This is a genomic window from Geodermatophilus sp. SYSU D00766 (assembly GCF_054049915.1).
On record NZ_JBJGYI010000001.1, the window covers coordinates 330,902 to 353,745 of the forward strand.

25 protein-coding genes are annotated in these 22,844 nt (G+C 75.9%); 10 read left to right on the forward strand and 15 right to left on the reverse strand.

From position 1 onward, the window contains the following. Window positions 1-148 precede the first annotated feature (148 nt). Together ACI8AD_RS01465 and ACI8AD_RS01470 are read left to right on the forward strand one after the other, a co-directional pair. Window positions 149-1,606, forward strand: coding sequence for a M1 family metallopeptidase (locus ACI8AD_RS01465; RefSeq protein ID WP_456868781.1), 1,458 nt, complete (start codon window positions 149-151; stop codon window positions 1,604-1,606). A 32-nt stretch (window positions 1,607-1,638) separates the two neighbouring features. Continuing rightward, window positions 1,639-2,655: an LLM class flavin-dependent oxidoreductase gene (locus tag ACI8AD_RS01470; RefSeq protein ID WP_456868782.1), complete on the forward strand. Its 1,017-nt coding sequence runs from the start codon at window positions 1,639-1,641 to the stop codon at window positions 2,653-2,655. On the opposite strand, the gene ACI8AD_RS01475 is transcribed toward ACI8AD_RS01470, so the two are convergent. Beyond that, entirely contained in the window at window positions 2,641-3,564 is a 924-nt protein-coding gene (locus tag ACI8AD_RS01475) for a diacylglycerol/lipid kinase family protein (protein WP_456868783.1), read from the reverse strand. The genes ACI8AD_RS01470 and ACI8AD_RS01475 overlap by 15 nt on opposite strands. Before the next feature lie 58 nt (window positions 3,565-3,622). On the opposite strand from ACI8AD_RS01475, the gene ACI8AD_RS01480 reads away from it, so the two are divergent. After that, window positions 3,623-4,777 (forward strand): MalY/PatB family protein, encoded by a 1,155-nt coding sequence (locus ACI8AD_RS01480; protein WP_456868784.1) that lies wholly within the window; start codon window positions 3,623-3,625, stop codon window positions 4,775-4,777. On the opposite strand, the gene ACI8AD_RS01485 is transcribed toward ACI8AD_RS01480, so the two are convergent. The 3 genes from ACI8AD_RS01485 to ACI8AD_RS01495 all read right to left on the reverse strand — a co-directional run bounded on the left by ACI8AD_RS01485 (window position 4,774) and on the right by ACI8AD_RS01495 (window position 7,241). Beyond that, the gene (locus ACI8AD_RS01485; RefSeq protein WP_456868785.1) at window positions 4,774-5,247 is read right to left on the reverse strand and encodes a DUF3237 domain-containing protein; all 474 of its coding nucleotides are present in this window, start codon (window positions 5,245-5,247) and stop codon (window positions 4,774-4,776) included. The genes ACI8AD_RS01480 and ACI8AD_RS01485 overlap by 4 nt on opposite strands. Window positions 5,248-5,397: 150 nt before the next feature. Beyond that, window positions 5,398-6,774: an FAD-dependent oxidoreductase gene (locus ACI8AD_RS01490; protein WP_456868786.1), complete on the reverse strand. Its 1,377-nt coding sequence runs from the start codon at window positions 6,772-6,774 to the stop codon at window positions 5,398-5,400. Window positions 6,775-6,800: 26 nt separating this feature from the next. Beyond that, the gene (locus ACI8AD_RS01495; protein WP_456868787.1) at window positions 6,801-7,241 is read right to left on the reverse strand and encodes a flavodoxin family protein; all 441 of its coding nucleotides are present in this window, start codon (window positions 7,239-7,241) and stop codon (window positions 6,801-6,803) included. Window positions 7,242-7,298: 57 nt separating this feature from the next. On the opposite strand from ACI8AD_RS01495, the gene ACI8AD_RS01500 reads away from it, so the two are divergent. Continuing rightward, window positions 7,299-7,868 (forward strand): hypothetical protein, encoded by a 570-nt coding sequence (locus ACI8AD_RS01500; protein WP_456868788.1) that lies wholly within the window; start codon window positions 7,299-7,301, stop codon window positions 7,866-7,868. 66 nt (window positions 7,869-7,934) lie between these two features. Here the strand turns inward: ACI8AD_RS01500 and ACI8AD_RS01505 are convergent, their stop codons facing one another. Beyond that, a complete protein-coding gene (locus ACI8AD_RS01505; RefSeq protein WP_456868789.1) occupies window positions 7,935-8,630 on the reverse strand; it encodes a hypothetical protein in 696 nt (231 codons plus the stop codon). 83 nt (window positions 8,631-8,713) lie between these two features. Further along, on the reverse strand, window positions 8,714-10,087 hold the full coding sequence (locus ACI8AD_RS01510; protein WP_456868790.1) for a vanadium-dependent haloperoxidase: 1,374 nt from the start codon (window positions 10,085-10,087) through the stop codon (window positions 8,714-8,716). A 317-nt stretch (window positions 10,088-10,404) separates the two neighbouring features. Here ACI8AD_RS01510 and ACI8AD_RS01515 point away from each other — a divergent pair, with 317 nt between their 5' ends. Genes ACI8AD_RS01515 through ACI8AD_RS01525 form a run of 3 tightly spaced genes read left to right on the forward strand, consistent with a single transcriptional unit; the run spans window position 10,405 to window position 12,256 of the window. Next, window positions 10,405-11,007: a TetR/AcrR family transcriptional regulator gene (locus ACI8AD_RS01515; RefSeq protein ID WP_456868791.1), complete on the forward strand. Its 603-nt coding sequence runs from the start codon at window positions 10,405-10,407 to the stop codon at window positions 11,005-11,007. A gap of 24 nt (window positions 11,008-11,031) precedes the next feature. Then, the gene (locus tag ACI8AD_RS01520; protein WP_456868792.1) at window positions 11,032-11,703 is read left to right on the forward strand and encodes an enoyl-CoA hydratase-related protein; all 672 of its coding nucleotides are present in this window, start codon (window positions 11,032-11,034) and stop codon (window positions 11,701-11,703) included. 13 nt (window positions 11,704-11,716) lie between these two features. Continuing rightward, the gene (locus tag ACI8AD_RS01525) at window positions 11,717-12,256 is read left to right on the forward strand and encodes a putative immunity protein (protein ID WP_456868793.1); all 540 of its coding nucleotides are present in this window, start codon (window positions 11,717-11,719) and stop codon (window positions 12,254-12,256) included. Window positions 12,257-12,267: 11 nt separating this feature from the next. Here the strand turns inward: ACI8AD_RS01525 and ACI8AD_RS01530 are convergent, their stop codons facing one another. Both ACI8AD_RS01530 and ACI8AD_RS01535 read right to left on the reverse strand, forming a co-directional pair. After that, on the reverse strand, window positions 12,268-12,621 hold the full coding sequence (locus ACI8AD_RS01530) for a hypothetical protein (protein ID WP_456868794.1): 354 nt from the start codon (window positions 12,619-12,621) through the stop codon (window positions 12,268-12,270). 2 nt (window positions 12,622-12,623) lie between these two features. After that, window positions 12,624-12,833, reverse strand: coding sequence for a hypothetical protein (locus tag ACI8AD_RS01535; protein WP_456868795.1), 210 nt, complete (start codon window positions 12,831-12,833; stop codon window positions 12,624-12,626). Between the two features lie 180 nt (window positions 12,834-13,013). On the opposite strand from ACI8AD_RS01535, the gene ACI8AD_RS01540 reads away from it, so the two are divergent. Continuing rightward, the gene (locus ACI8AD_RS01540; RefSeq protein WP_456868796.1) at window positions 13,014-13,913 is read left to right on the forward strand and encodes an SDR family NAD(P)-dependent oxidoreductase; all 900 of its coding nucleotides are present in this window, start codon (window positions 13,014-13,016) and stop codon (window positions 13,911-13,913) included. Here the strand turns inward: ACI8AD_RS01540 and ACI8AD_RS01545 are convergent. Both ACI8AD_RS01545 and icmF read right to left on the reverse strand, forming a co-directional pair. Next, window positions 13,891-14,649 (reverse strand): helical backbone metal receptor, encoded by a 759-nt coding sequence (locus ACI8AD_RS01545; protein ID WP_456868797.1) that lies wholly within the window; start codon window positions 14,647-14,649, stop codon window positions 13,891-13,893. The two genes, ACI8AD_RS01540 and ACI8AD_RS01545, sit on opposite strands and share 23 nt — an antisense overlap. Continuing rightward, a complete protein-coding gene (gene icmF / locus ACI8AD_RS01550) occupies window positions 14,642-17,878 on the reverse strand; it encodes a fused isobutyryl-CoA mutase/GTPase IcmF (protein WP_456868798.1) in 3,237 nt (1,078 codons plus the stop codon). Before icmF ends, ACI8AD_RS01545 begins: the two co-directional genes overlap by 8 nt. Before the next feature lie 144 nt (window positions 17,879-18,022). On the opposite strand from icmF, the gene ACI8AD_RS01555 reads away from it, so the two are divergent. Both ACI8AD_RS01555 and ACI8AD_RS01560 read left to right on the forward strand, forming a co-directional pair. Continuing rightward, window positions 18,023-18,802 carry a sporulation protein gene (locus tag ACI8AD_RS01555; protein ID WP_456868799.1) on the forward strand — a complete coding sequence of 260 codons (780 nt, stop codon included), beginning with the start codon at window positions 18,023-18,025 and terminating at the stop codon, window positions 18,800-18,802. A 68-nt stretch (window positions 18,803-18,870) separates the two neighbouring features. Continuing rightward, entirely contained in the window at window positions 18,871-19,398 is a 528-nt protein-coding gene (locus ACI8AD_RS01560) for an NUDIX hydrolase (protein ID WP_456868865.1), read from the forward strand. A gap of 84 nt (window positions 19,399-19,482) precedes the next feature. Here the strand turns inward: ACI8AD_RS01560 and ACI8AD_RS01565 are convergent, their stop codons facing one another. The 5 genes from ACI8AD_RS01565 to ACI8AD_RS01585 all read right to left on the reverse strand — a co-directional run bounded on the left by ACI8AD_RS01565 (window position 19,483) and on the right by ACI8AD_RS01585 (window position 22,824). Then, window positions 19,483-20,640 (reverse strand): RNA polymerase sigma factor, encoded by a 1,158-nt coding sequence (locus ACI8AD_RS01565; RefSeq protein WP_456868800.1) that lies wholly within the window; start codon window positions 20,638-20,640, stop codon window positions 19,483-19,485. Beyond that, window positions 20,637-21,044, reverse strand: a complete 408-nt coding sequence (locus tag ACI8AD_RS01570) for a YciI family protein (protein ID WP_456868801.1) — start codon at window positions 21,042-21,044, stop codon at window positions 20,637-20,639. The genes ACI8AD_RS01565 and ACI8AD_RS01570 overlap by 4 nt, the downstream gene beginning before the upstream one ends. A gap of 216 nt (window positions 21,045-21,260) precedes the next feature. Beyond that, the gene (locus ACI8AD_RS01575; protein ID WP_456868802.1) at window positions 21,261-21,641 is read right to left on the reverse strand and encodes a DUF4267 domain-containing protein; all 381 of its coding nucleotides are present in this window, start codon (window positions 21,639-21,641) and stop codon (window positions 21,261-21,263) included. Continuing rightward, window positions 21,638-22,195 (reverse strand): hypothetical protein, encoded by a 558-nt coding sequence (locus ACI8AD_RS01580; RefSeq protein ID WP_456868803.1) that lies wholly within the window; start codon window positions 22,193-22,195, stop codon window positions 21,638-21,640. The genes ACI8AD_RS01575 and ACI8AD_RS01580 overlap by 4 nt, the downstream gene beginning before the upstream one ends. Beyond that, entirely contained in the window at window positions 22,192-22,824 is a 633-nt protein-coding gene (locus tag ACI8AD_RS01585; RefSeq protein WP_456868804.1) for a class I SAM-dependent methyltransferase, read from the reverse strand. Before ACI8AD_RS01585 ends, ACI8AD_RS01580 begins: the two co-directional genes overlap by 4 nt. Window positions 22,825-22,844: the final 20 nt, after the last annotated feature.

The window sequence follows — 22,844 nt, forward strand, 5'->3', positions numbered from 1 at the left end:
TCGGGGACCGGACGACGGTAGTGGCGGGGGTCACACCGGGGCCATGTCCCGGCCGGCGGTGGTGCGCGGAACCGGCCCGTGACGGATCCGTGACCTGGCCCTACGGTGACCGGGCCGGCCCACGGTGGGCCGGCGGAGGAGGAGATCCGTGCGCACACCCCGGACAGCCCGCACCACCGCCGTGCTCGTCGCGGCAGCCGCCCTCGTCGCCGCAGCAGGCCCGGCCGCCGCCGCCCCCGGCGCGCCGGGCACACCCCGCTACACCGACGGCAGCACCTCCGGGGGCGACCCGTACTTCCCGGCCGCGGGCAACGGCGGCTACGACGTGCAGCACTACCACCTCGGCCTGTCCTGGTACCCCGGGGCGACGCCCGCCGAGAGCCGGCTCGACGGCACCGCCGTGATCACACTGACCGCCACCGCCGACCTCGCGAGCTTCTCCCTCGACCTGCGCCGGCTGACGGTGTCCTCGGTGCTGGTCGACGGCAAGCCCGCCCGCTACTCGCAGCTGCCCCCGGGCGAGGACGGCCTCGGCGGCGAGCTGGTCGTGCAGGCCGCGCCCAAGCTCAAGGCCGGCACCACGCACGAGGTCACCGTCGTCTACTCCGGCTTCCCGGGGCGGCCCACCGACCTCGAGGGCTCGCTCTACGGCTGGGTGACCTTCGCCGACGGCGTCCTGGTCGCCAACCAGCCCGACGGCGCACCGACCTGGTTCCCGGTCAACGACGTCCCGTCGGACAAGGCCACCTACGACTTCCGGATCACCGTGCCCCAGGGCAAGACGGCGATCGCCAACGGCGAGCCGGTGGGTCAGCCGGTGACCGTGGACGGCCGCACCACGTTCACCTGGCGCGCCACCGACCCGATGGCCAGCTACCTGGCGACGGCGTCGATCGGCGACTACACCGTCAGCACCCAGGTGGGCCCGGACGGGCTGCCGATCCTGAACTACGTCGAGACCGGGCTGACCCCGACCCGGCGGGCGACCACCGAGGCGAGCCTCGCGCTGCAGCCGGCGATGATCGACTACTTCGACGACCTGTTCGGGCCCTACCCGTTCACGTCCTTCGGGGCCATCGTCGACGACGACACCGTCGGCTACGCGCTGGAGACCCAGACGCGGCCGGTGTACTCGCGGCAGGCCTCCGAGGGCACCGTGGCGCACGAGCTGGCCCACCAGTGGCTCGGCGACAGCGTCAGCCCCGAGCGGTGGGCCGACATCTGGCTCAACGAGGGCTTCGCCACCTACGCCGAGTGGCTGTGGTCGGAGGAGCGGGGACGGGAGACGGCGCAGGAGCTGTACGAGGCCGTGTACGCCACCCCGGCCGACGACGAGTTCTGGTCGCTCGTCGTCAGCGACCCCGGGCCCACCGGCCTGTTCGCCGCTGCGGTGTACGACCGCGGCGCGGCCACGCTGCACGCCCTGCGGAACGAGATCGGCGACGAGGCGTTCTTCGTGCTGCTGGAGCGGTGGGCGACCGAGAACGCCGACAGCACGGTGACCACGGCCGACTTCGTCGCCCTGGCCGAGGAGGTCAGCGGGCAGCAGCTCGACGGCTTCTTCACCGACTGGGTGGGCACTCCCGCCAAGCCCGTCGGGTACTGAACCGGACGCCGGGGGCGGGCAGGATCGTCGTCATGCCCGCCCCCGGCACCCCCCTCGAGCACCTCGGCTTCCTCACCATCGGCTCCTTCGACCCCGCCGACCCCCGCGCCGGCCACGAGGCCACGCTGCGGGTGGTCGAGCTCGGCGAGCGGCTCGGCCTCGACAGCGCCTGGCTGCGCCACCGGCACCTGCAGTACGGCATCTCCTCCCCGGTCGCCGTCCTGGCGGCGCTGACCCAGCGGACGTCGCGGATCGCCCTCGGGACGGCCGTCACCCCGCTGGCGTGGGAGAACCCGCTGCGCCTGGCCGAGGACCTCGCCACCGTCGACGTGCTCTCCGGCGGGCGGCTCAACCCCGGCGTGAGCGTCGGGCCGCCCATGCACTGGGACGACGTCAAGGGCGCGCTCTACCCCGACACCGCCGACGCCGAGGACTTCACCCACACCCGCGTCGAGCGGCTGCTGCGCTTCGTCGCGGGCGAGCCGGCCGCCACCTTCTCCGGGCGCGAGGGCGTCGTCGAGGAGTGGTCGGACCGGGTGCAGCCGCACTCCCCCGGCCTGCGCGGCCGGATGTGGTACGGCGGGGGCAGCACCCGCTCGGCGCGGTGGGCCGGCCAGGCGGGCACGAACCTGCTGACCAGCAGCGTGGTGCGCGCCGAGGACGACCGCACCGACTTCGCCGCGATCCAGGCCGGGCAGATCCGCGCCTACCGGGACGCCGGCGGCACCGGCCGGGTGTCCCAGGGCCTCGTCGTCATCCCCACCGACGGCGCCACACCCGGGCAGCGCGAGCGCTACGCCGCCTACGTCGAGGCCCGCACGCCCCGCACCGCCGTCCCGCAGGGCCCGGCGCGGCTGCTGTTCGCCCCCGACCTGCTGGGCACCAGCGAGCAGATCGCCGAGGCGCTGTACGCCCACGAGGGGTTCCGCGAGGTCACCGAGGTGGTCTTCGCGCTGCCGTTCAGCTTCGCCGAGGCCGACTACGAGCAGATCCTCACCGACGTCGCCACCCGCCTGGGCCCGCTGCTGGGCTGGTCACCGGCGGCCTGACCCCGCCCGCGGCAGCACCACCGACCAGGCGCCGGCGGCCAGCCGCCAGGTGCGCGCCGGCACCGGCGGCAGCAGGTCGCCGTCGGCGTCGAGGGCCACCGGCTCCCCCGACACGGCCACCTCCCGGCCGCGGGCGCGGACGACGTCGTCGCGGTCGACGTGCCGCCCGGTGGTGAGGGCCAGCGCGTAGGCGGCGCGGGCTGCCGGACCGGTGGCCGCGCTGACCACGACGTCGGCCAGGCCGTCGCCGGGGTCGGCCCCGGGCGCCAGCGCCGTCCCGCCGCCGATGGTGGGGCCGTTGCAGACGCCGACCATGAGCAGCGGCGTGCCGCCGTCGGCCGCCCAGCCGGCGGGGGCGGTGACGACGGCGCCGTCGACGGTGACCCGCAGCCGCTGCTCGGCCCCGGCGAGCCCGGCGACCGCGGCGCCGATCGGGTAGGCCAGCGCGCCGAAGCGCTCCTTGAGCCCGGCGGCCTCGTCCGCGGCCCGCACCCCGATGCCGGCGTGCACGGCGTTGACCACCACGCCGCCGGCGTCGTCGCGCAGCAGGTCCAGGCGGCGCGGGTCGCCGTCGAGGACGCACCGCGCGGCGTCGGCCGGGTCGTCGGGCAGCCCGAGGGCGCCGGCGAGGTCGTTGCCGGTGCCCAGCGGCACGACCCCCAGCGGCTCGGCGGGGTCGAGCGCCCCGGCGCGGTCGAGGGCCGCCACGACCGCGTGCACCGACCCGTCGCCGCCGGCCACCACCAGCCGGCGGCCCGCGCGGGCGGCGACGACCCGGTCGAGGTCGGCCGCGTCGGCGGTCGCCGCGACCTCGACGGCGGCACCGGCGCGCAGCACCTCCAGCACGCTCGTGAGGCGCTCCTCGTCGGCGCTCCCGGCGTTGCGGTTGGCCACCACCAGCAGGTCCACGGGGTGCACCCTCCCAGCCCGCGCGCCGCCCGGGCGTCCCCCGGGCAGGATCGCCACCGTGACGAGCGACGCCGACGACCGGCTGGGGGCCGTGGTGGCGGGCCTGCGGCGGCGCGGGAGCCTCAAGTGGACCCGGCACCCCGAGGCGCTCGGCGCGTGGGTGGCCGAGTCCGACCTCGGCACCGCGCCCGCGGTCACCGCCGCGCTGCAGGACGCGGTCGCCCGGGGGCTGTTCGGCTACCTGCCCGACTGGCTCGCCGACGACGTCGCCGCCGCCTTCGCCGGGTTCGCCCGCGACCGCTACGGCTGGGACGTGCCGCCGGAGCGGGTGCGGCCGCTGCCCGACGTGCTGGCCGGGCTGGCCGCGGCCATCACCCACCTGTCCCGGCCGGGCTCGCCGGTGGTGCTGCCCACGCCGGCGTACATGCCCTTCCTCGAGGTGCCGCCGGCGCTGGGCCGGGAGGTGCTCGAGGTGCCGATGGCCCGCGACGGCGACCGCTACGTCTACGACCTCGACGCGCTCGACGCCGCCTTCCGCGCCGGCGGGCACCTGCTGGTGCTGTGCAACCCGCACAACCCGATCGGCCGGGTGCTCGAGCCCGCCGAGATGCTCGCCGTCGCCGAGGTCGTCGACCGGCACGGCGGTCGAGTGTTCGCCGACGAGGTGCACGCCCCGCTGGTCTTCCCCGGCCACCGGCACGTGCCCTACGCCTCGCTCGGCGAGGTGCCGGCCGGGCACGCGATCACGGCCACCAGCGCGTCGAAGGCGTGGGACCTCGCCGGCCTCAAGTGCGCGCAGCTGGTGGTGAGCAACGACGCCGACGCGCGGCTGTGGGCGGAGGTCGGCCACCCGGTCGAGCACGGCGCCTCGACCCTCGGCGCGGTGGCCAACGCCGCCGCCTACCGCGACGGCGTCGCCTGGCTCGACGAGTTCCTCGCCGTCCTCGACCGGCACCGCCGGCTGCTCGCCGACCTCGTCGCGGCCTCGCTGCCCGGGATCCGGTACCGCCCGCCCGAGGGCACCTACCTCGCCTGGCTGGAGGGCTTCCCCGTCGACGCGCCCGGCGACCTGCTGCTCGAGCGGGCCGGCGTGGCCGTCGTCGACGGCGCCCGGTGCGGGGCCGCCGGCCGGGGCGCGGTGCGGATGGACCTGGCCACGCCCGAGCCGGTGCTCGCCGCGATCGTCGAGCGGATGGCCACCGTCCTCGCCTAGGGCGCCGCGTCCCCCGGGGCGACCCGGTAGACCCGGTACTCCACCCGGGGCCCGGGCACCAGGCGGCCCTCCGCCACGAACACCGTCTGGTTCACCCACGCGTAGCGCTCGTCGCCGGTCTCCAGCCGCGGGGTGGTGATGAAGTAGCCCTCGCCGAACTCGGTGGGGGTGTCCCCACCCTGCATGAGCGCGAGCACGGCCGGGGTCAACTCCCAGATCCCCCCGTACTGGACGTAGACGTGCGCGCCGTCCACCGTCCGCACGGTGGTGCGCACGTCGAGCCGGGCGAACCCGTCGGGACCGACCAGCATCCAGTCCGCGCCCCCGCCGACGACCGAGGCCTCCAGGCGCTCCCCGGAGATCTCCCCGGCGGTGATGGTGCCCTCCATGCGGTTCCCGTAGGGCCCGGGCCCGACCGGGTGGGGCTCGACGTCGGCGTGGTAGTCGAACTCCGGCACGAGATGGGCCATGGCGTCCCTCCCCGGGACGGGGGCGGGCCGGGAGCCCGCCCGGGACGGGGACGGTCCGCCGCGGGGCACCGGCCGTCAAGGGACCCGAACCCGCCCGGGCGTTCCCGACACGGCGCGTACCCGCGGCCCGCCGGCCGGTGACGCCCCCGGTCAGCAGGCGCGCAGGTCGGCCTCCACCGCCTCGGACGCCTTGCGGGCGGCGATGAGCACCGGGTCCCAGACCGGGGCGAACGGCGGCGCGTAGGACAGGTCCAGGGAGAGGACCTCGTCGACGGTCATCTCGTTCCAGATGCAGATGGCGAGGGCGTCGATCCGCTTGCCGGCGGCCTCCTTGCCGACGATCTGGGCGCCGAGCAGCCGCCCGGTGCGCCGCTCGGCGGTCATCTTGACCCGGATGGGCTTGGCACCCGGGAAGTAGCCGGCCTTGGTGGTGGAGTCGACGGCGGCGGTCACGAACTCGTAGCCGGCCGCCTCCGCCTCGTGCTCGGCCAGCCCGGTGCGCGCGGCCTCGATGGAGCAGGTGCGGGTGATCGCCGTCCCGATGACGCCGGGGAAGGTGGCGTACCCGCCGCCGATGTTGATGCCGGCCACCCGGCCCTGCTTGTTGGCGTGGGTGCCCAGCGCGACGACGATCCGCTGCCCGGAGAGCCGGTGCACCGACTCCACGCAGTCGCCGGCAGCCCACACGCCGGGCACCTCGGTGCGCATCCGCGCGTCGACGGCGATGCCGCCGGAGGTGCCCAGCGGGATGCCCGCCTCCCGGGCCAGCCGCACGTTGGGCCGCACGCCCAGGCCGAGGACGACGAGGTCGGCGGGCAGCTCCCGGCCGCTGGCGGTCACCACCGCGCGGGCCCGCCCGTCGGGCCCGACGTCGATCGCCGCGACGCCGTCGGAGAGCACCAGGTCGACGCCCTCCTCCCGGACGGCGTCGGCGATGAACCGCCCGACGTCGGGGTCGAAGGTGCCCACCGGGGTGGCCGAGCGGTCGACGACGGTGACGTCGAGGCCGCGCTCCTTGCACGCCTCGGCGATCTCCAGGCCGATGTAGCCACCGCCGACGACGACCACCCGGCGCACCCGGCCGCTGTCGAGCTCCGCCCGCAGCGCGACGCCGTCGTCGAGCACCTGGACGCCGTAGACGCCCTGCGCGTCGATGCCCTCGACCGGCGGGCGCATCGGCACGCTGCCGGTGGCGTACACCAGCTCGTCGTAGGGCTCGGTGCCCTCGGTGCCGGCGTCGAGGTCGTGCCAGTGCACGACCCCCTTGTCGGTGTCGATGCCGACGACCTCGGTGCGCATCCGGACGTCGAGGCCGTTGGCGCGGTGCTGCTCGGGGGTGCGCGCGACCAGGTCGGCCTCGCGCTCGACGGCGCCGGAGATCCAGTACGGGATGCCGCAGGCGGAGTAGGAGGTGGCGCGGCCGCGCTCGAACAGGACGACGTCGAGGTCGGGACGCCGCTTCTTGGCCTGGGACGCCGCGCTGCCTCCGGCGGCGTCGCCGCCGATGACGACCAGTCGGGTGCTCACCCCCCGCAGGCTAGGACCGCCGGCGGCTACAGGCTCACCGCGACGGTGGCGGCGAGTTCCCGGGCGGCCTCCAGGTCGTCCTTGGTGGGCGGTCCGGTGAGCGACAGCGGCGCGGCGACCTGCTTCCACCGCAGCGCCCCGGTGATCGTGCCGATGGCCCGCAGCGCCCCGGCGGTGTCGTCGCCGCCGTGCACGTAGACGCCGTAGGGCAGGCCGACCGTGGCGTCGAGGCAGGGGTAGTAGACGGTGTCGAAGAAGTGCTTGAGCGCCCCGCTCATGTAGCCGATGTTGGCCGGGGTGCCGAGCAGCACGCCGTCGGCGGCGAGCACGTCGGCCGGCCCGGCCGACAGCGCCGGGCGCACCTCGAGCTCCACCTCCTCGACCATCGCCGCGCCCTCGCGCACCGCCTCCAGCACCGCCTGCAGGTTGGGCGAGGGCGTGTGGTGGACGACGAGCAGCCGGGGCATGCCCGCCATCGTGCCCGCGGACGGCCCGGCGGCGGCTCCCCTCGCTACGGTCCGGGCATGGCGACGAACCCCCGCATCGGACCGGTCGAGCGGGCCACGAAGCGGTCCTGGGACGAGTGGCTCCGCTTCATGGACGCCATCGGCGCGCCGGACCTCGACCACCGGCAGATCGCGCTGCGGGTCTACGACGAGCTGGGCGACACCGTCGAGCAGCGCGGCTGGTGGACCCAGTCGGTGACCGTCGCCTACGAGCAGCACATCGGCCGGCGGATCCCGGGCCAGCGGTCCGACGGCACGTTCCAGACCAGCGTGAGCCGGTCGACGCCGCTCGGGATGACCGAGCTGATGGAGCGGTGGCGGACCTTCGCCGACGGCGACGCGGCCGTGCAGCAGGTCGTCGCCGGCGGCGAGGTGCGGGTGAGCGGCACCGACCGGCGCACCACCTGGCGGATCCGGGCCGCCGACGGCTCGTCGGTGGTGGTCACCAGCGAGCCGAAGAAGGACGGGACGGCGTCGCTGGTGGCGACCCAGGTCGGGCTGCCCACCCTGGAGGCGAACGACGCCGCCCGCGCGTGGTGGACGACCGTCGTCGAGCGCTTCCTGGCCGGGGTCCGGCCGGGACGCTGAGCCGGCCGTGCCGCGAGGCTGCCCTGGCCGCCGGGCCGCCCGGAGGCGGCCCGGCGGGACCGCGGGTCAGGAGCGCTGGCGGCTCGACGAGCGGTACTTGCCGAGCAGCGACTCGGAGGACTCGCCGGGCTCGTCGTCGAAGACCATCGGCCCGATCCGGCTGCCCGCCGTCACGGCGGCCTCCCGGCCGGTGAAGTCGTACCGGTAGGTCGAGGTCCCGTACTCGTCGACGAACGTGCCGCTCTGCCGCTCGCTGAACACGTCGCCCACACCCGTCCAGGTGATCGACACCGGCGGTGCGCTGGTCGGGGTGTCCCCGTGCCCGCTGCCCACCGCGAGCGTGCCGGTGAGGGTCGCGGTCGTGAACTTCTTGTCGACGGTGAAGGTGACCTGACCGCCCTCCACGAAGCGGACGCCGAGGAGCCGGCAGGGACCGTCCTCGGGCGCCGGCTCGCCGTGCCCCCCACCGGGCAGGTAGGGCGTCGCACCTGCGTCGCACTCGACGTCGGACACGCTGCCGAACACCGAGGCCCGGCCGTTGCCGAGGTCCTCGACGTAGAGGTCGCCGAAGTGGGCGTTGCCCGGAGCCCCGGCGGCCGGCGGGAGCTCCCCGACCTCGAGCCACGTGACGGAGGCCATGGTGCCCGAGCTCTTGGAGAAGAAGAGGTCACCGGCCAGCGCGGGCGACGGGGCGACGACGACGGCGAGGGCCGCCGTGGAGACGGCGACCGTCCCCAGACGGCGCAGGGTGGAGGCGGACACGCAGACCTTCTCTCGGTAGCGCACGGGTGGGCCGTGCGGAGGGCGGGACGCCCGGCGGGCGCCCCGGATCGGGACGACGGGCCTCAGCGGCGGGTTCGGATCCGCTGCAGGACCAGGGCGCCGACCTGCGCACCCTGGACGAGGCCGGCCTCGATGGCGTGCGGGAAGTGGATGCCGCCGTAGAGCCGCGAGTCCGCGGCCTCGCGGGCGGCGTCGGCGAAGGACGCGAAGGTGCGCGGCGCGTGACCACGGGCGTCGTGCGACCGGTCCGTGAAGGGGAAGACACCCAGCCGGTCGGTGAGCACGGCGGCAGCGGCCGGGGACGCGACGCTGTGCCCCGACGTGTGCTCGGGGAACTGCGGGCTGTTGACGTACGTCGTCCAGCCCGGGTCGATGTGACGGTTCACGTAGCTGACCGGTCGCAGCAGCCGGTACCGGTACTTCCACGTCCAGCAGTTGAGGAACGCCTCGTGCAGGGCGATGCCGGTCGTCGCGAGCGTGTCGAGGGCGAGGTCGAGCCGTGCGCCGCGGAGGGCCAGCGCCTGGGCGGCGATGAGCATCCAGTGGCCGGACGGCAGACCGGTCGGCGTGCCGGCAGGCGGGGTGAACGAGCCGGGGTTGTCGGTCCAGAACCGGGCGATCGCCCGGTGCTCGTCGGTGTTGGCGGCCGACTGACGGTGGACCGCCGTCGCCTGGGCGTGGAACGCCGATCCCGGCTCGGTGGAGAAGGGCAGGGGCGGCTCGGGCTCCACCTCGTCGGCGCTCGCGAGGACCATGGGGCGCACCTCGGACCAGTACGGCTCGACGGCCGGCCGGAAGTTGGGCGGCGTCGAGACCCAGTGCCACGGCTCGGTGGCGGGAGGTGTGTAGAGCCGGCCGAGGGTCCCGGCGTGCCCGTCGGCCGCGATCCACGACGCCAGGTGCCCCGCGACCGCCCTCCCGTGCGCGGTGGAGGCCTCGAGCGCCCGCTCGGACACCCCTGCGGCGCGGCGCCGCAGCAGCGCGCCGGCCTCGGCCGCGTCCAGCCGCTCCCGGGTGCCGGCGCCGGCGAAGGGCAGCACCTGACGGAGCACGGCCGCGGCCGACGTCACCACGGCGACCGGCCAGTCGACGAGCGCGGCCAGGGGGCGCGGCGCGGGGACCGGCAGGTCCCGGAGCTGACCACCCAGGGACCGGTGAGCCGGCATCCCCCGGACGGCGGCCTCGTACATGGCGATCGCCGTGTGGGCGTAGACGCGGGCCGCGGCCGGAGGGCTGAGGTTCTCGGCGAGCACCAGGTCGTAGGTGGTCTGCACCCAGCTCAACGCCTCGTCGGCGAGGTGTCCCGCCACGGTCACCCCTCCGGGGCCGGGGACGCTGGGCGGCGCGGCGGCCGCCGTCCGCGGGAGCGCGACCGCGGCCGCTCCCGTGCCGAGGGCCGCGAGGAGCACCTGTCGTCGGGACACCGGACCGGGCATGACGCTCCTCCGCGGAGGCGAGCACTCCCGGGACCTCCGGCGTGCTCCTCCGTGATCGGATCGTGACGGAGAGCACACCCGCCGGTGAGGGGACGCCACGTCTCGTTATCTCTTCGTTACCGACTGAACACGGTCAGTTGCATGTCTCGATTCAGCCACCTGCCTCCGGCCGCGGACCGGCGGGTCGGTCGTGGACCGGCCCTCCGGTTGGTCGTCACCGCCTCGGCGGGACGGTGCCGACCGAGCCGGACGCTTGTGGAGCAGACGCTCCACTAAGCTGTGGCAACCCCTCTCCACCTGACCCCGAGGAGCCGCCGGTGCCCCGGCCCCGCGTGCACGCGCCCGGTGCGGTGCTCGACGCCGCCGAGGAGCTGCTGGTGGAGCAGGGCCGGGCGCAGCTGACCGTCCGGGCGCTGGCGGCCCGGTCCGGGGCCTCGAACGGCAGCATCTACCACGCCTTCGGCTCCCTGGAGACCGTCGCCGGCGCCGCCTGGCTGCGCCGCGCGCGGCAGTTCCTCGACCTGCAGCGGGTCGCCGTGGCGGAGGCCGGCCGGGACGGCCGGCGGGCGGTGCAGGCCGCCGCCGACACCCCGGCCCGGCTGGCCGCGCGGGAGCTGCGGGCCGCGCAGCTGCTGTTCCGCCTGCAGCGCGACGAGCTGCTCACCGACGCCGTCGCCCCTGAGGTCGCCGACGGCCTGCGGGCGCTCGACACCGCCCTGCTCGACACCCTGCAGCTGCTCGCCCGCACGGTGTGGGGCCGCGACGACGGCGCCGCGGTCGGCGTCGTCACCGTCTGCGTCGTCCGCCTGCCCACCGCGCTGCTGCTGCCCGAGATCCGCGCCGGGCGGGTGCGGCCGCACACCCGCGCCCAGCTCGCCGCCGCCGTCGCCGCCGTCGTCGACTGCGGCCTGCCCTCCTGACCCCCACCGACCCGAGGAGCCCCCGTGCCCACGCTCGACCGCCACGACGACGTCTTCGTGCTCGACCTCGGCGACGGGGAGAACCGCTTCTCCCCCGACTGGCTCGCCGCCGTGGACGCCGCCCTGGAGGAGGTCGAACGCGCCGACGGGCCGCGCGCGCTGGTCACCGCGGCCACGGGCAAGTTCTTCTCCAACGGCCTGGACCTGGCCTGGCTGCTCGACCACGCCGACCAGCGCGACGCCTACCTCGGCACCGTCGAGCGGCTGTTCGCCCGCCTGCTGTGCTCCCCCGTCTTCTCGGTCGCCGCGGTGCAGGGCCACGCGTTCGCCGCCGGCGCGATGCTCGCCCTGGCGCACGACCAGCGGGTCATGCGGGCCGACCGCGGCTTCTGGTGCCTGCCGGAGATCGACATCGACCTGCCGTTCAGCCCCGGCATGTCCGCGCTGATCCAGGCCCGGCTGACGCCGCAGGTGGCGCACGTGACGATGACCACCGGACGCCGCTACGGCGGCTCCGACGCGCTGGCCGCGGGCATCGTCGACGCCGCCGTCGCCGAGGACGCCGTCCGCTCGGCCGCCGTCGAGGTCGCCGCCGCGCACGCCGGCAAGGCCGGCCCCGTCCTCGGCACGATCAAGTCCCGCCTGTACGGCCCGGTCCTCGCGCTGCTGCGCGGCGGCACCGCGCCCGTCGGCTGAGCGGCCGGGTCCGGTGACGGGCGACCCGGCGACGATCGAGCTGAGCCGGGCCGAGCTGCGCGCGGTCGCCGCCTTCGCGGCGGCCTGCGCGCGGCCGGCGCTGGCGGTCTTCGAGCGCGACCGCCCCGGCGACCCGCGCCCGCGGGCCGCCGTCGACGCCGCGCAGGCGTTCGCCGACGGGGCGGAGCGGACGACGGCGCTCCGGGACCGCGCGTGGGACGCGCAGCGGGCGGCGCGGGAGGCCCGCGACGCGGGGCTGGCCGCGGCGGACGCCGCCGCGCGGGCGGCGCTGGACGCCGCCGGTGCGGCGTTCCTGCACCCGCTGGCGAAGGCCACCCAGGTCCGGCACGTCCTGGGGGCGGCCGCGCACACCGCGCGGGCGTTCGAGCTCGCCGCGGGGGACGACCCCGCCGACGGTGCTGACCACGTCGCGCGGGCGCGGCACCTCGCCGGTCCCGTCGTGGTCGACGTGCTGCGCCGCTACCCGCCCGCCCCGGCCGGCGGCGGGCGGGTCGGCGAACTGCTGCGCGCGCTGGACGCGTCCCTGCGGTGACCCGGTCGGGGTCAGGTGAAGGTGACGCCCCCGAACCGGCCGAGGTCCAGCTGCCGCATGCCGACCTGGTGGTACGGGTTGACGCCGCCCTGCAGGACGCCGAGGCACGCGCACTTGTCGAACCGCGCCTGCCGGACCTCCGCGGGGAAGGACCCCGACCACACCGAGCCGTCCTCGCCCTCGGCGTAGTAGTAGAACCACCGGTTGCCCGTGTCGTTCGGCCGCGTCTCGGTCTCGCCCGGGTCCAGGACGACCCACCCGCGAACGTCCCACGGGTCACCGCAGAAGCCGCAGTCGTGGTCCAGGCGCATGTAGGCGACGAACACCCTGCTGCCGTGGGAGTTGGTGAACCGCACGTCCGCCACGGTCAGCCCCCGTCCTGCTCGCGGATGCGCTCGGCCAGCGGTCTGCGCATCGCGTCGGGGACCTCGGACGGCTCCCGCCGCCGGTGGCGCCCGTCCGTCGACTCCGCCGTCCCGGCCTCGGCCGGCTCGAAGCCCGGCCCGGTCTCGTACAGCTCGGACCGCACGGGCGCGAAGGACCCGTTGTCCTCGTCTCGCCAGCCCGACCGCGCCATCTCGCCTCCCGGACGTCGACCCGATGCGCCCGTCCGATCATCTGCAGGGCGCGTCACCGCCGCGTCACCGCCGCGTGCCCGCCGGGCCGGGGCGGTTGCCCGGGGCCGGGAGGCGGACCAGGCTGGCCGGCGCGGGGGACGTCGACGGAGCCGGGCGACCGGAGGTGGACCGTGCCGCGCGTGGCGATCGTGACCGGCGGGACCTCGGGGATCGGGCGGGCGCTGAGCGCGGCGCTGGTGCGCCGCGGCGACACGGTGGTCCTCACGGGCACCGACGGCGCAGCCGCGGCGCGGGTCGCCGAGCAGGTCGCCGCGGACGGATCAGGCACGGCGTCCGGGATGACCGTGGACGTGCGCGACGCGGCGGCCGTCGGCGCCCTGGTGACGGGCACCGCGTCGCGGTACGGCCGGCTCGACCTGCTGGTCAACAACGCCGGCGTGGGCATCGGCGGCCGCACCGACGAGCTGTCCCTGGCCCACTGGGACCGGGCCGTCGACGTGAACCTGCGGGGCGTGGTGCACGGCGTGCACGCCGCCTACCCGGTGATGGTGCGCCAGGGGTCCGGGCACATCGTGAACACCGCGTCGGTGGCCGGACTGCTGCCCAACCCGGGGTTCGCGCCCTACGCCATGACGAAGTGGGGGGTGGTCGGGCTCTCGCTCGCGCTGCGCGCGGAGGCCGCCTCCCGCGGGGTGCGGGTGACCGTGGTGTGTCCCGGCGGGGTGGACACCCCGATGCTGGACAGGGGGATGCCACCGGACCTCCCGCGAGTGCCGAGCGTCGAGGCGATCGACGTCCGGACGGTGATCCGGAAGCTGAACGGAGGCCGGCTCTACGACGCCGACGACCTGGCCGCCGACGTCCTGCGCGGGGTCGACCGGAACCGGGCGATCGTCGTCGCGCCCCGGCAGGCCCGGATCGCGTGGCGGCTGATGCGCCTGTCGCCGTCGCTGTTCCTGCGCCTGTCCCAGGCGCTCGCCGCCCGCGACCCCGATCTGCGGGTGGCCACCGGCGCAGCGGCACCTCCGGAGGGGGTCGACGTCCCCGGCCGGCGCCTCAGCGGGGGCCGAGGGCGGTGAGCAGGTCGGCGCGGGCGGTGGCCAGCGAGGGCCCGTACCAGGTCAGCGCCCGCCCGGACACCAGCACCGAGCGGACGCCGGGGAACGCCTCGGGGCCGTCGTCGGCGGTGAACGGGTAGGGCTCGTCGGGCAGCAGGACGACGTCGGGCGCGGCCGCGAGCACGTCGTCGACCGCCACGTGCGGGTAGCGGTCCTCCCCCGCCCCGAAGACGTTGACGAGCCCCAGCCGCGCCAGCACGTCCCCGGTGAAGGTGCGCGGGCCCACCACCATCCACGGATCCCGCCACACCGGGACGGCGCAGCGCAGCGGCGGCGCGGGCACCGGCCGCGCCCACTCGGCGGCGGCGGTGGTCAGCCAGCCGGGCTCGGGCACCTGCAGCGCCTCGGCGAACAGCCGCCGCATCGACGCCAGCGCCTCGTCCACCGACTCGATCACCGTCACCCACACCGGGGTGCCCGCCGCCCGCAGCCGGTCGACGTCGAGGCGCCGGTTCTCCTCCCGGTTGCCGACGACGAGGTCGGGCGCGAGCGCCGCGATCGCCGCCCGGTCGGGGTTCTTCGTGCCGCGGACCCGGGCCACGTCCAGGTCGGCCGGGTGCGTGCACCAGTCGGTGGCGCCGACCAGCCGGTCGGGCACGGTGACCGCCAGCGCCTCGGTCAGCGAGGGCACCAGCGACACGATCCGCCGCGGCGGCCGCGGCAGCTCGACCGGGCGACCGAGGTCGTCCTCAGACATTCCGGCGGTACTGGCCGCCCACCTCGAAGAACGCCTCGCTGATCTGGCCCAGCGAGCACACCCGGACGGCGTCCATCAGCGCGGCGAACACGTTGCCGCCCGACGTCGCCGCCTCCTGCAGCGCCGCCAGCGCCGCCGGTGCCTCGTCGGCGTGCCGGGCCTGGAAGTCGGCGAGCCGGCGCAGCTGCGACTCCTTCTCCTCCTCGGTCGCCCGCGCGAGCTCCAGCGGCTTCGGCGGGGTCTCGTCGCGATGCGGGTCGAGGAAGGTGTTGACGCCGACGATCGGCAGCGAGCCGTCGTGCTTGCGGTGCTCGTAGAGCATCGACTCGTCCTGGATCCGGCCGCGCTGGTAGCCGGTCTCCATCGCGCCCAGCACCCCGCCGCGCTCGGCGATCCGGTCGAACTCGGCGAGCACCGCCTCCTCGACCAGGTCGGTGAGCTCCTCGACGATCGCCGAGCCCTGCAGCGGGTTCTCGTTGCCGGCGAGACCCCACTCCCGGTCGATGATCATCTGGATCGCCAGCGCCCGGCGCACCGAGTGCTCCGACGGGGTCGTCACGGCCTCGTCGTAGGCGTTGGTGTGCAGCGAGTTGGCGTTGTCGTAGATCGCGCACAGCGCCTGCAGCGTGGTGCGGATGTCGTTGAAGTCCATCTCCTGCGCGTGCAGCGACCGGCCCGAGGTCTGCACGTGGTACTTCAGCTGCTGGGAGCGGGCGTTGGCGCCGTAGCGGTCGCGCATCGCCACGGCCCAGATCCGCCGCGCCACCCGGCCGATCACCGTGTACTCGGCGTCCATGCCGTTGGAGAAGAAGAAGCTCAGGTTCGGCGCGAAGTCGTCGATCGCCATGCCGCGCGCGAGGTAGGCCTCGACGTAGGTGAAGCCGTTGGCCAGCGTGAAGGCGAGCTGGCTGATGGGGTTCGCCCCGGCCTCGGCGATGTGGTAGCCGGAGATCGACACCGAGTAGAAGTTGCGCACCCGGTGGTCGATGAACCACTGCTGGATGTCGGCCATGCAGCGCAGTGCGAACTCGGTCGAGAAGATGCAGGTGTTCTGGCCCTGGTCCTCCTTGAGGATGTCGGCCTGCACCGTGCCGCGGACGGTGGACAGCACCCAGGCGCGGATCTCCTCGGCCTCGGCGGCGTCGGGCTCGCGGCCCTCCTCCTCCCGGAAGCGGTCCAGCCGCTGCTCGATCGCGGTGTTCATGAACATCGCGAGGATCGCCGGCGCCGGGCCGTTGATGGTCATCGACACCGACGTGGTCGGGGCGCACAGGTCGAACCCGTCGTAGAGCACCCGCATGTCGTCGAGCGTGGCGATCGAGACGCCGGAGGTGCCGACCTTGCCGTAGACGTCGGGTCGCGGGTCGGGGTCGCGGCCGTAGAGCGTGACCGAGTCGAACGCCGTGGACAGCCGGGTGGCCTCGCCGCCGGACGACAGCACCCGGAACCGCCGGTTGGTGCGGAAGGCGTCGCCCTCGCCGGCGAACATCCGCGCCGGCGCCTCGCCGGTGCGCTTGAACGGGAAGACGCCGGCGGTGTACGGGAAGGAGCCGGGCAGGTTCTCCCGCCGCAGGAAGCGCAGCAGGTCGGCGTCGTCGGTGGTGCGCGGCAGCGCCACCCGCGGCACCTTCGTCCCGCTGAGCGTCTCGCGGGTCAGCGGGGTGCGGACCTCCGTGCCGCGCACGGTGTAGACGTACTCGTCCCCGGAGTACTGCTCCACCCGCGCCGGCCACTCCTCCAGCAGCGTGCGCACGTCGGGCAGCAGCTCCCGGGCGGCGGCCTCCGCCGCCTCCCGCGCCGCCTCGGCGGCCGCACCCTCCAGGACCTCGGCCGCGGTGGTCAGGTGCTGCCGGCGCCGGGCGAGCGCGGCCTGCTCCTCGGTGACCCGGTGGTGGCCGCGGACGGCGTCGGCGACCTCGGCGAGGTAGCGCGCCCGCGACGACGGCACGACGCTGCTCAGCCCGGTCGAGGCGCGGACGTCGACCCGCGGCAGCACACCGGCGCCCGCGGGCAGCCCCTGCTCCACCAGCAGGCCGAGCAGGTGCTGGTAGAGCGCGGTGACGCCGTCGTCGTCGAAGCGGGCGGCGCTGGTGCCGAACACCGGCATCTGCTCCCACGGCTGGCCGAACGCCTCGCGGTTGCGCACCATCTGCCGGGCGACGTCGCGGCGGGCGTCCTCGGCGCCGCGCCGCTCGAACTTGTTGATCGCCACGACGTCGGCGAGGTCGAGCATGTCGATCTTCTCGAGCTGCGAGGCGGCGCCGAACTCCGGCGTCATGACGTAGAGCGAGACGTCGCTGAACGGCACGATCGCCGCGTCGCCCTGACCGATGCCCGGCGTCTCCACGACCACCAGGTCGAAGCCGGCGGCCTTCACCGCGGCGATGACGTCGTCGAGGTGCTCGGGCACCTGGGCGCCGGCGGTGCGGGTGGCCATCGAGCGGAAGAAGGTGTGCGCGCCCTCGCCGGACTCCAGCGCGTTCATCCGGATCCGGTCGCCGAGCAGCGCGCCCCCGCCGCGGCGGCGGGTGGGGTCGATCGCGACGACGGCGACCCGCAGCTTGTCCTCCTGGTCGCGGCGCAGCCGGCGCAGCAGCTCGTCGGTGAGCGAGGACTTGCCCGAGCCGCCGGTGCCGGTGATCCCGAGGACCGGCACGGTGCGCCCGGCGGCGGCCTCGCGGACCCGGGCGGCGAGGTCGGCGTCGGCACCGGCCTCCAGCACGCTGATCGTGCGGGCCAGGGCGCGGGGGTCGCCGGTGAGCAGCGCGTCGACGTCGGGCCGCTGCGCGGTGAGGTCGACGTCGCAGGCCCGGATCAGCTCGTTGATCATCCCGGGCAGGCCGAGCCGGGCGCCGTCCTCGGGGCTGAACACCCGCACGCCGCGCTCGGCCAGCAGCGCGATCTCCTCGGACACGATCACGCCGCCGCCCCCGCCGAACACCTGCACGTGCCCGGCGCCGACCTCGGCCAGCCGCTCCTTGAGGTAGCTGAAGTACTCGACGTGCCCGCCCTGGTAGGAGGAGATGGCGACGCCCTGCACGTCCTCCTCCAGCGCGGCCCGGACGACGGCGTCGACCGACCGGTCGTGCCCGAGGTGCACCACCTCCGCGCCCTGGCTCTGCAGCAGCCGGCGCATGACGTTGATCGCCGCGTCGTGCCCGTCGAACAGGCTCGCCGCGGTGACGAACCGGACGGGGTGGACGGGCACGTGCAGCTCCGCGGAGGCCATGCCCGAACGGTAGGCGCGATTTAGTAGGACGTCCAACTACTCGTCGGTAGCCCGCCCGGACGCGCCGCGCGGGAACCCCTCGCCAGTCGCCGGGCGTGGTGTCAGAGTGCCCGCCGTCCCCGAACCGAACGGAGCACCTCCCCCATGGCCTTCCGCAACCTGATGGCGAAGCTCGGCGCCGGCAACGCCACCGTCGACGCCGTCCTCGACACCCCGGTCACCACTCCCGGCGGCACCGTCACCGGCACCGTGCACCTCACCGGCGGCCAGATCGCCCAGGAGATCAACGAGCTGCGGGTGTCGCTGCAGGCCACCGTCGAGGTGGAGAGCGGTGACCACGAGTGGCGCGAGAACGTCACCTTCGGCACCGCGGTGATCGCCGGCGCCGGCCGGATCGAGGCGGGCGCCCGGGCGGCCGTCCCGTTCAGCTTCCCGGTGCCCTGGCAGTGCCCCTTCACCACGCTCGACGGCTGGACGCTGCGCGGGGTGAAGATCGGCCTGCGCACCAAGGTCGACGTCCCCGGCGGCGTCGACCCCGGCGACCTCGACGCGGTCACCGTCGAGCCGCTGCCGGTGCAGCGCACGGTGATCCAGGCGCTGGCGGGCCTCGGCTTCACCTTCCGCGGCGCCGACGTCGAGAAGGGCCGACTGGCCGGCAGCGACCTGCCCTTCTACCAGGAGGTCGAGTTCGCGCCGCCGTCGTCGCTGCGCGGGCGGGTCAACGAGCTGGAGGTGACCTTCCTGGCCTCGCCGCACGGCGTCGAGGTCGTCCTCGAGGTCGACCGGCGCGGCGGGCTGCTCACCGAGGGCCGCGACGTCGGCGGCCGGCTGCACTTCGGCCACCACGACACCGACGTCTCCGCGGTGGCCGCGCAGCTCGACGCCGCCGTGCGCCAGCTCGGCGGCCGGCGCGGCTGGTTCTGACGCTCGACCGGGAGACGGCGGCCGCGCGGCTGCGGGACCTCCCGCGCCGCGCGGCCGCCCGTCCCGACCTGCGCCAGGCCGCCGTCGCCGTCTGCGTGACCGGGCCGCCGGAGCGGCCGGCGCTGCTGCTCACCCGCCGGGCAGCGGGCCTGCGGGCCCACGCCGGGCAGTGGGCGCTGCCCGGCGGCCGGCTCGACGACGGCGAGACACCCGTCGACGGCGCGCTGCGCGAGCTGGCCGAGGAGGTCGGGCTGCACCGCGGTCCCGACGACGTGCTCGGTCTGCTCGACGACTACGTGACCCGGTCGGGCTACGTGATGACGCCGGTGGTGGTGTGGGCCGGCGAGGTGGGCGACCTCTCCCCCGCCGAGACCGAGGTGGCCGCGGTGCACCGGGTGCCGCTGGCCGACCTCGACGTCGACCCGGTGCTGGTGACCATCCCCGAGTCCGACGCGCCGGTCATCCGGCTGCCGCTGCTGGGCGGGTGGCTGCACGCCCCCACCGCGGCGGTCGTCCACCAGTTCTGCCAGGTCGCCTGCCGCGGCCGGCACACCCGCGTCGCCCACCTCGAGCAGCCGGTCTTCGCCTGGCGGTAGCGCACGCCGCGGGCACTTCCACGGAAGTGCCCGGTCCCGACCGGTGCACTTCCGTGGAAGTGCACGGCTCGGCGTCGAGCGCCCTCAGCGGCCGGCGCGGGTGTTGAGCCGGGCGGCCCGGCGGGTCAGGTGGTCGCGCTCGGCGAGGTCGGGCGCCCGCCGGGCCGCCTCGGCGTAGAGCCGTGCCGCCGTGTCCAGGTCGCCCGCGGCCTCGTGCAGGTGCGCGGCCACCGCGGTGTGGCGGGGCAGGGAGTCCTCCAGCTCCGCCAGCGCCGCCAGCCCGGCGCGCGGCCCGTCGGCCTCGCCGACGGCGACCGCACGGTTGAGCCGCACAACCGGACTGTCGGTGAGGCGCACCAGCTCGTCGTACCACTCGACGATCTGCACCCAGTCGGTCTCCGCGGCGGTGGGCGCGTCGGCGTGCAGCGCCGCGATCGCCGCCTGGGCCTGGAACTCGCCGAGCCGGTCGCGCGCGAGGGCGGCCTGCAGGATCGCGACCCCCTCGGTGATCGCCGCGGTGTCCCACCGTGTCCGGTCCTGCCCGGCCAGCGGCACCAGGCTGCCGTCGGGTGCGGTGCGGGCGGCCCGCCGCGCGGAGTGCAGCAGCATCAGCGCGAGCAGCCCGGCCACCTCGGGGTGGTCGACGACGGCGGCGAGCTGCCGGGTCAGCCGGATCGCCTCGGCGGCGAGGTCGACGTCGCCGGAGTACCCCTCGTTGAACACCAGGTAGAGCACGCGCAGCACCGTGGCGACGTCGCCGGGCCGGTCGAACCGCACGCCGGAGACGGTGCGCTTGGCCCGGCTGATCCGCTGGGCCATGGTCGCCTCGGGCACCAGGTACGCGCGGGCGATCTGCCGGGTGGTGAGCCCGCCGACGGCGCGGAGGGTGAGCGCGACCGCCGACGACGGCGTCAGCGACGGGTGGGCGCACAGGAAGTACAGCGCCAGCGTGTCGTCCACCCCGGAGGCCGGGCCGGGCGGCGGCTCCTCCTCGACGAGGTCCTCGCGCCGGCGCCGGGCGGCGTCGGCCCGGGTGGCGTCGAGGAACCGCCGCCAGGCCACGGTGACCAGCCAGGCCCTCGGGTCCCGCGGCGGGTCGGCCGGCCAGACGCGCAGCGCCTCGACCAGCGCCTCCTGGACGGCGTCCTCGGCCGCCGCGAAGTCGGCTCCGCGGCGGACGAGGACGCCGAGCACGCCCGGCGTGAGGCTCCGGAGGAGGACCTCGTCCAGGGGAGCGGTCACTCCGTGACGGTGGGGGCCGCGCCGAGGAACGGGCGCACCTCGAGCCACTCGTGGATCGGCTCGCCGCCGGCCCCGGGGGCCGCCGACAGCTCGCCGGCCAGCTCGATCGCGCGCTCACGGCTGTCGACGTCGACGACCATCCAGCCGGCGACGAGGTCCTTGGTCTCGGCGAACGGGCCGTCGACCACCGGCGGGCGGCCCTCGCCGTCGTAGCGGACCCACATCCCGTCGGCGGCGAGCGCCTGGGCGTCGACGAACTCGCCGGTGCCCTCGAGCCGTGCCGCGAAGTCGTCCATGTAGCGCACGTGCGCCGAGATCTCCTCCGGCGTCCACTTCTCCATGGGGACGTCGTTCACCGCCGCCGGGGCGCCGCGGTAGTGCTTGAGCAGCAGGTACTTGGCCATGTCGTCTCTCCTCGCTGGGTGCGGCCCATCCTGGCCGCGTGCACCCCGGGGACGGAGCCGGTCGGGGGTTCTCGACATCCCTCCGTGCACGTCCGCGGAAGCCCGGTCCCTGCGGTGCACTTCCGCGGAAGTGCCCGGGGGATGTCGAGCACTTCCGCGGAAGTGCCCGGGCCGTGCCGTGCACTTCCGCGGAAGTGCCCGACAGGGGCGGGTCGCTCAGCGGCGGTGCCAGCGGGCGGCGCCGTAGGAGGCCAGCGCCAGCACGACCCCCGACAGGACGGCGCTGCGCGGGCGCACGTCGCCGGTGGCGCGCGAGGTCCACACCGCGGCCGCGTCGAGCGCGGTGAGCAGCAGCGTCACCTCGGTGGTGCGCCGGGCCTGCGGTGCCGGGGTGACCAGCAGGGCGGTGCCCATCGCGATGTTGCGGGCCGCGCCCAGCCGCACCAGCAGCGGCAGCGCGACGTCGTCGCGGGCGGCGTCGGGCCGCACGCCGAGGGTGCCGGCGATCCACCGCGGCGCGAACAGCGCCGCCGTCCCGATCCACACCGACAGCGACCCGACCGCCGTGCGGGTGACGTCCCAGTCCCGATCCCTCACGCCGGGCCCTTGCCCGCGAACCGCCTGGTCGAACCGGCGGTGAGCACCAGCACGACGGCGAGGAAGGGCAGCGTGACCCAGCTGGCCACCACGTCGCTGACCGTGGCCACGGTGAACGCCGCCGCCGACGGCGCACCCAGCGGCCCGAGCACCCCGTCGACGCCGAGCGCGGCCACCGACGCCGGCAGGGTCAGCAGCGCCGACACCGACCCGCCGAGCACGACCCCCGCCAGCACCGCGGCCGGGGAGACCCGGACCGCCCGCAGCGCCGTCGCGGTCCCCCGGCCCAGCGCCCCGCGCGGGCGGACCCGGCCGGCGCCGGGCAGGTCGGTGAGCGCGCCGGTGAGCCACAGCTGGGCCAGCAGGCCGGTGGTGAAGCCGACGACGTCGACCAGGAGCGCGGCGCCGGCGCTCGGGTCGCCGTACACCAGCAGCTGGCGCGCCACGTCGGGCACGGTGTTGACCAGCGTGACCGCCAGCGAGGTGGCGTAGACCGGCCCGGCGTGCCGGCGCAGCAGCGCCAGAGCCGCGCGGACGGTGTCGCCGACGCTCACGCCCGGGTCGCGACGGCCTGGATCCACCGGTCGCCGGCGGCCCGCCGCAGCCGGCCCTCCGGCACGTGCAGGCCGGAGGCGGCCAGCTCCGCGACCAGCTCGTCGGTGGAGAACCGGTCGGCCGGGTGGCGCGACACCGCCCGCAGCGCCGGGGCGTCGACGAACCGGCGGGTCATCTCGGTGAGCGCCAGCTGCCCGCCGGGCCGCAGCACCCGCGCGGCCTCGGCGACGGCGGCCCGCCAGTCGGCGATGTGGTGCAGGGCGTGGAAGTCGACGACGAGGTCGACGCTCGCGTCGTCGACCGGCAGCGCGGTGGCGTCGCCCACCCGGAAGGTGACCCGGTCGGCGAGGTCGGCGCAGCGCACCCGGGCGCGGCCGACGCTGGCCGGGTGGACGTCGAACGCCGTCACCTCGGTCGCGCCGAGCCGCTCGACGGCGACCCGCGCGCCCAGGCCCCGGCGGCCGGTGCCGATCTCCACCGCGCGGGCGCCGTGCGCGCCGAGCCGGCGCAGGACGGCACCCTCCACCCGGTACCCGATCTCGTACCGCAGGCGGGAGTCCACCCACAGCCGGTTGGCGTTCACGAAGGTCGGGGGCACGGCACGGCTGCCGCGCAGGTCGGGGCGCATGCCGCGCGGCTACCCCGTCC